Source organism: Virgibacillus alimentarius (genome assembly GCF_017874635.1).
Classification (GTDB): Bacteria; Bacillota; Bacilli; order Bacillales; family Amphibacillaceae; genus Virgibacillus_B; species Virgibacillus_B alimentarius.
Genome location: NZ_JAGIKX010000033.1, coordinates 14928 through 27147 on the forward strand (window position 1 = coordinate 14928; position 12220 = coordinate 27147).

At 39.1% G+C, this 12220-nt stretch carries 11 protein-coding genes; 6 read left to right on the top strand and 5 right to left on the bottom strand.

Annotation, left to right across the window (positions count from 1 at the left end; translation table 11 throughout):
• Positions 1-57: 57 nt before the first annotated feature.
• Together J2Z81_RS13275 and J2Z81_RS13280 are read left to right on the top strand one after the other, a co-directional pair.
• Complete coding sequence (locus tag J2Z81_RS13275; protein WP_029267168.1) at positions 58-285, top strand: sulfurtransferase TusA family protein; 228 nt, start codon at positions 58-60, stop codon at positions 283-285.
• 67 nt (positions 286-352) lie between these two features.
• A complete protein-coding gene (locus tag J2Z81_RS13280; protein ID WP_390337288.1) occupies positions 353-1114 on the top strand; it encodes a sulfite exporter TauE/SafE family protein in 762 nt (253 codons plus the stop codon).
• Positions 1115-1183: 69 nt separating this feature from the next.
• Here J2Z81_RS13280 and J2Z81_RS13285 read toward each other — a convergent pair whose 3' ends face one another.
• The 5 genes from J2Z81_RS13285 to J2Z81_RS13305 form a co-directional block, all read right to left on the bottom strand.
• Positions 1184-2929, bottom strand: coding sequence for a GMC family oxidoreductase (locus J2Z81_RS13285; RefSeq protein ID WP_029267165.1), 1746 nt, complete (start codon positions 2927-2929; stop codon positions 1184-1186).
• 15 nt (positions 2930-2944) lie between these two features.
• The gene (locus J2Z81_RS13290; RefSeq protein WP_051681379.1) at positions 2945-3805 is read right to left on the bottom strand and encodes a gluconate 2-dehydrogenase subunit 3 family protein; all 861 of its coding nucleotides are present in this window, start codon (positions 3803-3805) and stop codon (positions 2945-2947) included.
• Between the two features lie 175 nt (positions 3806-3980).
• Entirely contained in the window at positions 3981-4682 is a 702-nt protein-coding gene (locus J2Z81_RS13295) for a peptidylprolyl isomerase (protein ID WP_038220922.1), read from the bottom strand.
• A gap of 42 nt (positions 4683-4724) precedes the next feature.
• A complete protein-coding gene (locus J2Z81_RS13300) occupies positions 4725-6644 on the bottom strand; it encodes a vWA domain-containing protein (protein ID WP_226371552.1) in 1920 nt (639 codons plus the stop codon).
• Positions 6645-6659: 15 nt separating this feature from the next.
• Positions 6660-7529, bottom strand: coding sequence for an ATP-binding protein (locus J2Z81_RS13305; protein WP_029267157.1), 870 nt, complete (start codon positions 7527-7529; stop codon positions 6660-6662).
• A 209-nt stretch (positions 7530-7738) separates the two neighbouring features.
• Between J2Z81_RS13305 and J2Z81_RS13310 the strand changes: the two genes are divergently transcribed.
• The 4 genes from J2Z81_RS13310 to copZ all read left to right on the top strand — a co-directional run bounded on the left by J2Z81_RS13310 (position 7739) and on the right by copZ (position 12069).
• Positions 7739-8920 (top strand): DHH family phosphoesterase, encoded by a 1182-nt coding sequence (locus tag J2Z81_RS13310; protein WP_226371553.1) that lies wholly within the window; start codon positions 7739-7741, stop codon positions 8918-8920.
• 199 nt (positions 8921-9119) lie between these two features.
• On the top strand, positions 9120-9422 hold the full coding sequence (locus J2Z81_RS13315; protein ID WP_029267150.1) for a metal-sensing transcriptional repressor: 303 nt from the start codon (positions 9120-9122) through the stop codon (positions 9420-9422).
• A 30-nt stretch (positions 9423-9452) separates the two neighbouring features.
• Positions 9453-11837: a heavy metal translocating P-type ATPase gene (locus tag J2Z81_RS13320; protein WP_226371556.1), complete on the top strand. Its 2385-nt coding sequence runs from the start codon at positions 9453-9455 to the stop codon at positions 11835-11837.
• A 25-nt stretch (positions 11838-11862) separates the two neighbouring features.
• Positions 11863-12069 (top strand): copper chaperone CopZ, encoded by a 207-nt coding sequence (gene copZ / locus J2Z81_RS13325; protein WP_226371554.1) that lies wholly within the window; start codon positions 11863-11865, stop codon positions 12067-12069.
• Positions 12070-12220: the final 151 nt, after the last annotated feature.

Sequence of the window (12220 nt, forward strand, 5' to 3'; positions counted from 1 at the left end):
TTAGGAAGATAATCTATCTTGTATAAAGAAAATAATTCGATTAATGGAGGAATACAAATGGAAATAGCTAAAGTTTTAGATGCAACAGGATTGGCATGTCCAATGCCAATAGTCAGAGCCAAAAAAACAATGGAGACGATTGGTACAGGTGAGATTTTAGAAATTCACACAACAGATGAAGGATCAAAAAGCGATCTGACTGCATGGGCAAAGTCCGGTGGTCATGAGTTACTAGAACAAACGAAGGAAGATCAAGTATTCAAGTTTTGGATTAAAAAAGCATAGTAGGAGGCCCATTGTGATGGGTCCCCTCTTTAGAGGGGGAATGTAATTGGATTATAGTATTCTTTTTATGATAACGATCTTTTTAATTGGATTCATCGGATCCTTTATTTCCGGAATGGTAGGGATTGGTGGATCGATTGTCAAATATCCAATGTTATTATATATTCCGCCTTTACTTGGATTAGGTGCATTTACTGCTCATGAAGTAGCTGGAATTAGTGCGGTTCAAGTTTTATTTGCTACTGTTGGTGGAGTTTGGGCATACCGAAAAGGTGGATATTTAAATAAACAACTGATTATTTATATGGGGATAAGTATCCTAATAGGAAGTTTTATAGGTGGTTATGGTTCTCAGTTGATGAATGAGAGCAGCATTAACCTTGTTTACGGGATACTTGCAACGATCGCTGCTATCATGATGTTTGTACCGAAGAAGGGAAATGATGATCTGCCGCATGATCAAGTGACTTTTAATAAATGGCTTGCGGCAGGTTTAGCGCTTCTTGTTGGAATTGGTGCAGGAATTGTTGGTGCTGCAGGAGCATTTATATTAGTACCGATCATGCTGTTAGTGCTAAAAATTCCTACCAGAATGACAATCGCTTCCTCTCTAGCGATCACTTTTATTTCTTCGATCGGGTCAACCACAGGAAAATTGGTCACGGGACAAGTGCTATTTTTGCCGGCAGTTATCATGATCGTCGCAAGTCTCATTGCCTCTCCACTAGGAGCTAATGTCGGAAAAAAGGTGAACACAAAAGTATTGCAATGGATATTAGCACTGCTCATTTTAGCAACAGCAATCAAAATCTGGCTAGATATCCTATGAATATGAATCGACAATATTCGAGTGGTGCCAGGCACCATAAAAAAAAGCAAGCGCTTTGCTTGCTTTTTTTTATGCGGTGCTGCTGTTGTCTTTTGCTGTTGCGAGTTGGCCGCCGTTTTTGAGGTATTTTTCGATTCCTTCAGAAGCACGATAAGCTAGTGCTCCTATTGTTGGGGTTGGGTGAATCCCTCCGAATTGAGGAAAGGCAGAGCCACCCACTACAAAGAGATTGTCTACATCCCACATTTGCAAGTAGTTATTCACTGCAGATGTTTCAGGGTTGTCTCCCATAATCACGCCCCCGGTGTAATGTCCTCCGAAATAGACATGATTAAATTTCTTAGGTATTTCATCTTCATCAATGATATCGGCGCCCATTTCTTTCAAGACTTCTTTACATTTTTTAATACCAAATTTCGAGATATTAAAATCTTGATCAGTGAATTTATTTGTAATTCGAATAAGCGGATCATTAAAATCATCTTTATATGTTGGATCTAAATCCAAATAATTATGCCAATAAGACATGACTGCATTGGTATACCATAAATTTAAGTTTCGATTTGCATAGAAAATAGAATTTTCCTTGAATTCCGGTCCCCATTTTGGAGTGCCTTTTGGAACTTTGTTACTTGCGATTGCACCATCACCATATTGTCTGATTTCAATTTGTCCGCCGTGAATAAAATCCAAATCAGTATGATCAAATTTATCAGCTTGAAAATCACTGAACGTGGCTCCAAGTGCCCCTGCGCCCATATAAAGGTTGAATTTCTTATCTTTAAAAAATCCTCTCGCACCAAGATGAGAATTATTATATTGGCCATTAAAGTTTCTACCAATAACGCCTTTTCTTGTTTTTGGATTATATGGCTCACCGATCTCAGATAACATTAATAAACGATTGTTCGTAAATGTAAATGCAGCCAGAACAACAACGTCAGCAGGCTGTTCATACTCTTGACCTGTCACCGTATCAACATATAGGACCCCATTTGCTTTGCCACCATCATGGAGCACCCGTCGTACGTAGGATTGGGTTCTTAACTCAAAATTACCTGTTTCTTTTGCTGCTGGAATGACTGTAACAATGGGATCTGCTTTAGCTCCAAAATCACACCCATATTGGGTGCAAAAAGCACAATACTGACATTGATTGATTACCTGTCCATCCGGGTTTTCATAATTTTCCGTGATATTACCGGATGGAATTTGGAAAGGATGATAACCCAAATTTTTGGCTGCATCTTTAAATAAACGTAAATTTGGCGTTTCTTTCATCGGTGGATTTGGGTAGTCACTTGAACGTTTTGGACCAAGTGGGTCTTCTTCACCAGAGATTCCAGCCATTTTATCAAACTTATCATAATACTTCTCCAACTCGTCGTAGGTGATTCCCCAGTCTTGTATCGTCATGTCCTCAGGTATTTTTTTCTTCCCATATCGCTCGACTGTCTTACTATAGATTTCAAAATCGTAGGGATCAAATCGATAGGATGCTCCTGCCCAGTGAACACCGCCACCGCCTAGATCCGTTCCTGCCATCATTTCACCCTGGGTTCTAACGGGCAGTGCTGTTTCGTTTATTTCATTACGGGAGGTAATTGTTTCATGTGATAAATTTTGCATCATTTCAAAGCGGTTGGTATAGCGAAGTTCGTCTTTCACTCCAGTGTAATCTGCTGTTTTTCTATTTTCTCCCCGCTCTAGTGTAACCACTTTATAACCTGCTTTAGAAAGCTCGGCGGATACAATGCCGCCAGACCAGCCAGAACCAACAACAACGACATCAACTTTATCCAACTTTTTTGCCATCATCTATCCCTCCAGTTAACCTTGGTAGTCCCTTAGACTCTTTGGTTCCATCTTAATAAAATCATCACTTTCTATGTCATTAATATAAGCTGCACGTGGTCCAGGGTATTCTTTCATGACCCAACCTTGCATATTTTTGTTGCCTCCATATACTGGATCTGCATATACACCTTCTAATGTAGTTTGCAGGAGTAAATTGAAAAAGGTTGTAGCTTCAACACCTTTCATTTGAACTTCCCCTTTTTCAAAAGCTTCAAGTATTTCATCTTGCTGATCTCCTTCGGCATCTATGAATTTCTTCTTGAAGCGATCTTGACTCTCTTTATCTAATTTCCGGAGTCCTTGAATAAACATCTCCCCTCTGTTCAATCTTGTTTGATATCTCGGTGTTGGTGTCGGGTTCTGTGTATCTGAATGTGGTCCTTGCTTATCTTGATCTCTATCTTGATGTTCATAGTCCTGGACCTGTTTGCCCTGTTTAAAAGGATCTCTCATATAAGCCTTCGCATTCGAACCCCATTGTCCGGCTAATTGTTTATCAATAAAATAAGGTGCTCCTAGTTCTACAGCACCAGGACCGTTATCGTCCTCAGGGAAAATGCGTTCCGTGGCTGCTTTAAGTACTTCAAAATCCTCTTTACGACTGAAAAACATGCGTGCATCTTGTAATTCTGGGGTTGTTTTGTTCCCTTTTGTTTGTGTATCTTTATCTGGGGTGGTATTCCATTGGTTTGTTACAACACCACCAAGCAATGATCCCCCAACAACCCCACCAGCAACTAATCCTGTGTTTTTAATAAATCGGCGACGGCTAACACCATCTTTATCGTTTGTATTTACATCCTTTTCATTGTCCTTGTCATATTTATCGGACATTTACATCCCTCCTTGAGAACTTAGATTTGTAAATAAGTATAAAAACAAACAAGCAGTCTTGCTTTGGATAGTTTTATTCTTTCCGATTTTAACCAAAATATGAATATTTCTTTCTAAAAGATCGATTGATATAAAAAAGATGGTGCACATTATAATGCGCACCATCTTCTAACGTTTATTCAATTGTTTCTGGATCGGGAAATTTTTTTCCTTTTGTGTCTACTTCTATTTTTTTCATCTTTTGATCTTTTTTCGGTTTATCGTTAGCATCGCGTTTTACGGATGCGATCTCATCAACTGTATCCATTCCCTCTATTACTTGCCCGAATGCGGCATAGTCACCATTAAGACTAGGAGAGTCGCTTACAACGATAAAAAACTGAGATCCCGCTGAGTCCGGGTCTGATGAACGAGCCATAGAAATCACGCCGCGCTTATGTTTTAAATCATTTGAAACACCATTTGAATCAAATTCTCCTTTAATCGTATATCCTGGGCCGCCTTTACCATTTCCTTCTGGATCGCCGCCTTGTATCATGAAATCAGGGATAACACGGTGAAAAATGAGACCGTCATAAAAACTGTTTTCAGCCAAAGAAATAAAATTATTAACGGTATTTGGAGCAATGTCGGGATATAATTCAATCTTTATTTCATCCCCGTCTTCCATTGTAATCGTAACGAATGGACTTTCTTGTTCAAATTTTGTTTGATCACTAGTTGAATCCGTTGATTCTGATTGATTTTCAGTTTTTTCTGGTGTTTCCTGTTTTGTCTCCTCATCCTCTGGCTGTGAACCGCACCCCGCCAACATGATAAATACTAGAAGCATACCGATGATATACAGAACATTCTTCTTTGTCGTTAATCGATTCACGCGAAAACCTCCACATGGGGACAGTCCCCCCCTCTTGAAAATTTATATAGATTTAAACAGCAATTTCTTCAAAATTGGTGCAAAATGTTCCGGAAGCTCTGAGACATTTGGTATCATAACGCGCTCTTTTCCGTAAATATTTTTCATGGTTGTATCATCTTGTTCATCAATTTCACCGTCAGCCAGAAACATGCCGACGACGTCAATTCCTTTATTTCGAGCTTCTGTAACGGCAATATTTGTATCCACAATCCCATTTTGGTCATAATTTGCAGCAGCTGGTTCTCCGTCTGAAAATACGAGTAAAAATTTATGTTTCTCTCTTCTTTTTGCGAGATCTTCCGTCATGATACGAATGCTGAAACCATCGCGGTTATCTTCCTCTGGCTCCAGCTGCATGATTTTCGCTCCGCTTGTTTGAGAAGGAAAGTCTGCATGCGTATGAATCAAATGAAAATAGTTTGGCTGATAATTTTTCTTTACTTCATTGGCATCTTCCCAAAAGCCTACGATGGAGTGAGGAATTTTCAATTGTTTTAAAACTTCGTGAAAAAGGACAATACCACGCTTTGTTTCTTCCATTTTATTATGCATGGAAGCGGAACAGTCTACAAGTAAGGTGAAAACAGCATCGATCTCATTTGATTCCTCACTTTTTTTATAAAATACTCTCGGGTTTTCGTCAATCACAAGTGGCATTAACTTTTTGGAAAGACGGCCAATTACTAAATCCTTCCTTGGTGCATTCATTTTATGTTCTAGTGTTTTCTTAATGGTTGTTGCAAGTTTGCGTTTTGCTGCCTCAATATCCGAAGCATATGCATGGTAAACTTCTTTATCTGCTTTTGAAGGGGGATGTGCTTCTTTTCGTATAGCAATGGCGTCTTTATTTTCTTCTCCGTAAGGGCTGTCTCCCTTTGAAGCATCCTTGTTTGTCTCGCGCTCAAGCGATTCGAGTTCCGAGTAGTCATTTTTGTCACTTTTCCCTGATGCACCTTGAACGGTACCCATTGCTTGATCAGCATCATCGGTTTCTCTTGTTCCACCACCCATGAGATTTGTTTTCGTTCCAACTTCCATTTCAAACTGAAGAAAATTTTGTTTTCTATCGCTATTTTGATTTTCTCTGTGCCAGGTTGAAAAACGCTGGTCCATATATTCATTATTATCCTCATCGATCTCCTCTTTATCCTCGTTTGCCAGTTTATCTGTTCGGGTTAATTCATCAAAAAGTGTATTTTCTTCTAATGTTTCCAAATATGCGATTGGGAAAACAAAATAGTCATTAATCATATCTTCTTCTTCATACAGTTCGGTCTGAAGGACGATGTGCTCGACGATATGTATTATATCTTTGGTATTTTTTGCCTCAAAGACGGAATAAATAGATGGCTTTAGTTTTTCTAGCAGGTTTAATCGCCCTTCATTTGCTTTTGGAAAATACGGATCTGGCTGATTGGCGTACAGTGTAAGTGAGATCAGACAAAATAATTCACTTAGTGTATAGCTTCGTGTGACGTTTGTTGCTAATTGTGTTCCAAAATAATGTCGCATAAAATGATTGCGGATGGAGAAATCCTTTTCCGTGCCAGGGCGAACTTTTTTTATCAGATCTTCAAGACGCAAATCTTCGAGCAACGTAAACAATTGGGAAGAAAACTTCGGAAGCATGGAATGATTCCGTTTATCCGCATACATTTTTAAGTCTGGTACGGATGAATAATACATTGTTCCGATGGTGCGTAGAAATACGTCTGTCTTATAGCCGGATTCCCTGATCTGGTGCTTCTCAACATCCCACAGCCGGCTTCCGGTCACTTTACCATTCACGATGTCCATATAGGAGCCGTAGGAATATTCGAATAGTAAATCAGGCTGACCGGATAAGACAGTGGTTAAATCTTGTAATTGCCTGTAAAGATTCGTGTCGATTTTGGTATCCACCCACCGGTTATACTTCATCCCTGATTCTCCTTTCTAGAACAACGTTTCAGCTAAGTTTTCCACAAATTCTTTTTCTCGGTCCTCTTCCAGCTTATCAATAATAGAACGCAAAATAGCGCGTTTTGGGGGAATGACAACACTTAAATCACAAGCATCAAGCAAAGCACGAATCGAAGCTGCGTCTTCAGCTAGTTTTCCTTGATCTACTGCATGAATTAAGTCTGCTGATAATGTGGTAAACAGATCAATCATCGTTTTATCTGTTAATCTTGTATTGCTCTTGATCAATTCTTTTAGTTGGTCACCTTGAAGATAAGGAACGTCAATCACGATAAAGCGATTCTTTAGTGCTTCGTTTAGAGGTACAGTACCAATATATCCTTCATTGATTGCCGCTATCACATTAAATCCTTTTTTCGCAGTAATGACTTCATTTGTAAATGGATTCGTAACTGTTCTCCGGTAGTCGAGCGTTCCATTAATAAGTGGCAGTGTTTCTGGCTTGGCCATATTTATTTCATCGATATATAGAAAACTTCCGTCTTTCATCGCACTCGTTACAGGACCGGGAACAAATTTTATCACTTGTTTTTCATCTTCATAAGCTAAGGTTTTAAAACCCATTAGGCTTTCAGCATCTAAATCCACAGAACAGTTAATACTGAACATTGGCTGATGGAATAAATGGGATAGTGTTTCTGCCAACTTTGTCTTTCCTGCACCTGTTGGTCCCTTTAATAATATATTTTTCCCCATGCTTAGAGCGGTAATAGCATCAATAAATAGCTCGTTGGTTGGCGGGACATATCCGTCCTCTCGGATGAGGTTATTGTGTGTACTATCCTGTGTTCTTTGGTTTTTATTTAAAATTTCAACGATATTTTCTGGTAAATTGTAGTTCATAGTTATGGCTAGCTCCTTTCTAGAAATATTGTAAATGTTATATAGATAGATGGCAACGATTGGGTGTTTTTCAAACAGAGAAGATGTCTGTTAATATAGGAATATACGAAAGTGATCGTGTAGATGTAGATAGATATCCTCAAAATATTAACGTCTTTTCACAATAATTTTCTACATTAAAAACCATACTATCTTTTGAGGTGATTCCGATGTACAAATTATTATCCCATAACGATCTGGATGGGGTAGGATGTGGTATTTTAGCAAAGCTTGCCTTTGGCAATCAGGTGAAGGTGCGTTACAACTCTGTTTCCGGTCTAGACCGGGAAGTGGAGTGGTTTTTCGAACATGAAGAGGAAACATTCCTATTTATTACCGATCTGTCTGTGAATGAAGAGAATACAAAAAGGATGGAAGCTTTTTCTCAAGCTGGTGGAAATGTACAGCTGATTGATCATCATAAAACCTCGCTTTCATTTAATGATTATGAATGGGGATCTGTTGTCGTCGAGGATGAAAACGGAAATTTAACTTCAGCAACTTCTTTATTTTATGATTATCTTGTAAAACATAAGCATCTTGATCCATCCGATGCGAAGGATGATTTTGTAGAGCTCGTTAGGCAGTATGATACGTGGGAGTGGGAGAAAAATGATAATCAGCAAGCACGAAGACTCAACACACTCTTTTTCCTCATTTCCATTGATGAATTTGAAGAAAAAATGATCAACCGGTTAAGGGAAGATGAACCGTTCTCCTTTGATGCATTTGAAGAGAAGCTTTTGGATATGGAAGATCGCAAAATAGAACGCTATATTCGCCGGAAAAGACGCCAATTAGTTCAAAAGCTAATCGGTGATCATTATGCAGGCGTAGTATATGCAGAATCCTATCACTCGGAACTTGGAAATGAACTTGGCAAAGAATGTCCGCACTTGGATTATATTGCTATTTTAAATATCGGAGGAAAACGGGTAGGATTCAGAACCATTCATGACCATGTTGATGTATCAGAGGTAGCCAGCTATTTTGGTGGAGGCGGTCATGCGAAAGCTGCCGGCTGCTCCATGACGGATGAAGCATATAAGCGTTTTGTGAAAGAAACGTTTCCACTTAGACCATTGCATGAAGATGCTAAACGAAATCGGTATAATTTGAAACAGTCCACATTTGGATCTCTTTATAAAAATCGTACAGGGGATATATTTCTCCTTTTTCCACTAAATGAGCGTGACTGGGGGATTGAACATAATAAAGAGAAAATAGATAAGACCTTTATAAGTTTTGATGAGGGCGAAAAGTTTTTAAAGCGAAATGATGCAGCGTGGCTAGTAAGAGATGAAGAATTTATAGAATATTTAATGGAAGAAGTCAAAAAGAAAAAGAAATAAACCTAAAAATCACACGATGTGCTCCATAAAGCATATCGTGTGGTTTTTGTTTTAACTTGTTTTATCCTAGAAATAATAGGTGTGAGCAGGACTTTATACGATGAATCATGAAATAAGTAACGATATAGACAAATGAATCACTTGCACAATATACATGTGGGGGGTATAGTATAATTAGAAGAGGAAAGGAGTGATTCATTTGGGGGAATACTTACATGATCACCCGGTAACTCCCAGAACCGAAGATGAAAAACAAAAAGTTATCAATCGTCTGAAGCGGATTGAAGGACAAGTGCGCGGAATTCAAAAAATGGTCGAGGAAGACCGATATTGTGTAGATATATTAGTACAAATTAGTGCGATTAATGCGGCATTAAAAAAAGTCGGATTTTCCCTGATGGAGCGTCATACAAAACACTGTGTAAGTGAAGCAATAAAGACCGGAGAAGGAAATGAAGCGATTGAAGAATTAATCGAAGTCATTAAGCAGTTTTCGAAATAAGGGGGGAGGTAAGTGAGTAAGGCGAGGCAAATGCGTAAAAAGAAGCATATTACGCTAGGGGTAACTGGTATGACCTGTGCAGCCTGTTCCGCAAGAGTGGAAAAGGTTTTAAATAAAATGGAGGGTGTGGAAGCCCAGGTTAATCTAACGACAGAAAAAGCGAATGTAGATTATGATCCTGAGACGACATCTGTACAGGATATCAGTCAACGAATCGAAAAAATAGGGTACGGGGTCCAAACGGAGAAAGCTGAATTTGATGTGATTGGAATGACGTGTGCCGCCTGTTCGTCCCGAATTGAAAAAGTGCTAAATAAGCAGGAAGGAATTAAACAAGCAACTGTGAATCTGACGAATGAATCAGCTCAAATCGAATACAATCCGGAGATGGTGCAGGAATCCGATCTGATCGGTAAAATCCAAAAGCTTGGCTATGATGCTCAACCAAAAGCGAGCAAAGAAGAGAAGCTGACACATAAAGAGAAAGAGATAAAACAAATGCAGCGAAAGCTTCTTATCTCAGCTCTATTATCACTGCCTCTTTTGGTTACAATGCTGGATCATTTACTTGGTATTCATCTTCCATCTCTCTTTATGAATCCGTGGTTCCAATTTGCGCTAGCAACACCAATCCAATTTATCATTGGATGGCAGTTCTACAAAGGTGCATATAAAAGTTTGCGAAGTGGCGGAGCAAATATGGATGTGCTCGTTACGCTCGGGACCAGCGCTGCATACTTTTATAGTGTATATGAAGCATATAAAACGATAGGGAATCCAGTTTATGTACCTCACTTATATTTTGAGACGAGTGCCATTTTAATTACGCTCATTTTATTTGGAAAGTATTTAGAAACGAGCGCAAAGAGCAGAACAACGGTTGCTATATCCAAATTGCTTAATCTTCAAGTAAAACAAGCGCGGGTAATTCGTGATGGAGAAGAAGTAATGATTCCTATTGAGGACGTGATCGTGGGAGACCTTATAATGGTAAAACCGGGAGAAAAGATCCCTGTAGATGGTATTGTAGTGAAAGGAAGAACAGCTGTTGACGAATCCATGATTACGGGTGAATCGATTCCGATTGAAAAAGATATAGAAGCAAATGTCATTGGTTCAACCTTAAACAAAAATGGAACGATTGAAATGAAAGCGACAAGGGTTGGAAAGGACACAGCTCTCGCATCGATTGTAAAAGCTGTTGAAGATGCCCAAGGTTCCAAAGCGCCGATTCAGCGATTAGCAGATGTGATTTCCGGTTATTTTGTTCCCATTGTTGTCGGTATTGCTTTTGTGACCTATATTATTTGGCTTGTGTTTGTAACACCTGGAAATATAGAAACTTCTCTCATTGCAGCAATAGCCGTGCTTGTGATCGCATGTCCATGTGCATTAGGCTTAGCTACCCCAACTTCCATTATGGTTGGGACGGGAAAAGCCGCAGAAAATGGGATTTTATTTAAAGGTGGAGAACATTTAGAACGTACACACCAATTGGATGCAATCATCTTTGATAAAACTGGGACGATTACGAATGGGAAACCTGAAGTGACCGATTATACTGGAGATGATCAAACCTTACAATTATTAGCGAGTGCGGAAAATAGGTCTGAGCATGCATTAGCGGAAGCTATCGTCACATTTGCAAAGGAAAAAGGAATAGCGATCGTTGATGTGGATGCATTTACTGCAATACCCGGTCGGGGCATTAAAGCGGTCATAAAAGGAAAGCAGGTATTAGTCGGTACAAGAAACCTAATGAAAGAAAATAAGATTGATGTAACAATGACTGAGAAAAAATTAGTTGATTACGAAACAGAAGGAAAAACAGCAATGCTGATCGCAGTCAACGGGAAATTCCGCGGGATTATTGCTGTAGCAGATACGAAAAAAGAGACAGCTCATCAAGCGATCCAACAATTAAAAGATGATGGTCTTGAAGTCATTATGCTGACAGGAGATAATGACCGAACTGCACGAACAATCGCCAAACAGGTAGGTATTGATCATGTTATTGCGCAAGTTTTGCCGGAAGAAAAGGCGGATAAAGTGAAAGAGATCCAGCAACAAGGAAAAAAAGTAGCGATGGTTGGTGATGGCATTAATGATGCACCTGCACTGGCAACCGCAGATATTGGTATTGCAATTGGAACAGGTACGGAAGTTGCGATTGAAGCGGCTGATGTTACCATCCTTGGAGGAGAACTTTTACTGATACCAAAAGCGATCAAATTAAGTCATGCTACGATTAAAAACATTCGACAAAATTTATTCTGGGCATTCGCATATAATAGTGCAGGGATCCCAATCGCAGCTCTTGGCTTACTCGCACCATGGATAGCAGGAGCAGCCATGGCATTTAGTTCCGTCAGTGTTGTATCCAACTCTCTTCGATTGAAACGAGTTAAAGTATAAAAAAGATAGAAAGGGGAAAATAAAAATGCAAACTACATTGAATGTAAAAGGGATGACATGTGGTCATTGTGAATCTGCAGTAAAAGGAGCCTTAGAGGAAATCAAAGGAGTATCAAAAGTAAAAGTACATTTGGACAGTGGCAAGGTAGATGTTAAATATAAGGAAGGAAAAGTATCATTGGAAGATATGCGGGAAGCGATTGAAGACCAAGGATATGATGTTGAATCTTAATAGAAAGAATGAATTTAGAAGGGACAAGCTTATCGGTCCCTTCTATTGTTTTTTAAAGGGAGTGTAATATTAACTGTGTAAGTAAGAATGCGTACGGTTCTTACTCACACAGTTTTTTATTTGGTAGAATATAAATAATAGATTAAAGGAG

What these genes read in the sequence shown, in the direction of transcription:
- J2Z81_RS13275 (WP_029267168.1), top strand. Translation starts at nt 58, where the DNA reads ATGGAAATAGCTAAAGTTTTAGATGCAACAGGATTGGCATGTCCAATG.
- J2Z81_RS13280 (WP_390337288.1), top strand. Translation starts at nt 353, where the DNA reads ATGATAACGATCTTTTTAATTGGATTCATCGGATCCTTTATTTCCGGA.
- J2Z81_RS13285 (WP_029267165.1), bottom strand. Translation starts at nt 2,929, where the DNA reads ATGGCAAAAAAGTTGGATAAAGTTGATGTCGTTGTTGTTGGTTCTGGC.
- J2Z81_RS13290 (WP_051681379.1), bottom strand. Translation starts at nt 3,805, where the DNA reads ATGTCCGATAAATATGACAAGGACAATGAAAAGGATGTAAATACAAAC.
- J2Z81_RS13300 (WP_226371552.1), bottom strand. Translation starts at nt 6,644, where the DNA reads ATGAAGTATAACCGGTGGGTGGATACCAAAATCGACACGAATCTTTAC.
- J2Z81_RS13305 (WP_029267157.1), bottom strand. Translation starts at nt 7,529, where the DNA reads ATGAACTACAATTTACCAGAAAATATCGTTGAAATTTTAAATAAAAAC.
- J2Z81_RS13310 (WP_226371553.1), top strand. Translation starts at nt 7,739, where the DNA reads ATGTACAAATTATTATCCCATAACGATCTGGATGGGGTAGGATGTGGT.
- J2Z81_RS13320 (WP_226371556.1), top strand. Translation starts at nt 9,453, where the DNA reads ATGCGTAAAAAGAAGCATATTACGCTAGGGGTAACTGGTATGACCTGT.
- copZ (WP_226371554.1), top strand. Translation starts at nt 11,863, where the DNA reads ATGCAAACTACATTGAATGTAAAAGGGATGACATGTGGTCATTGTGAA.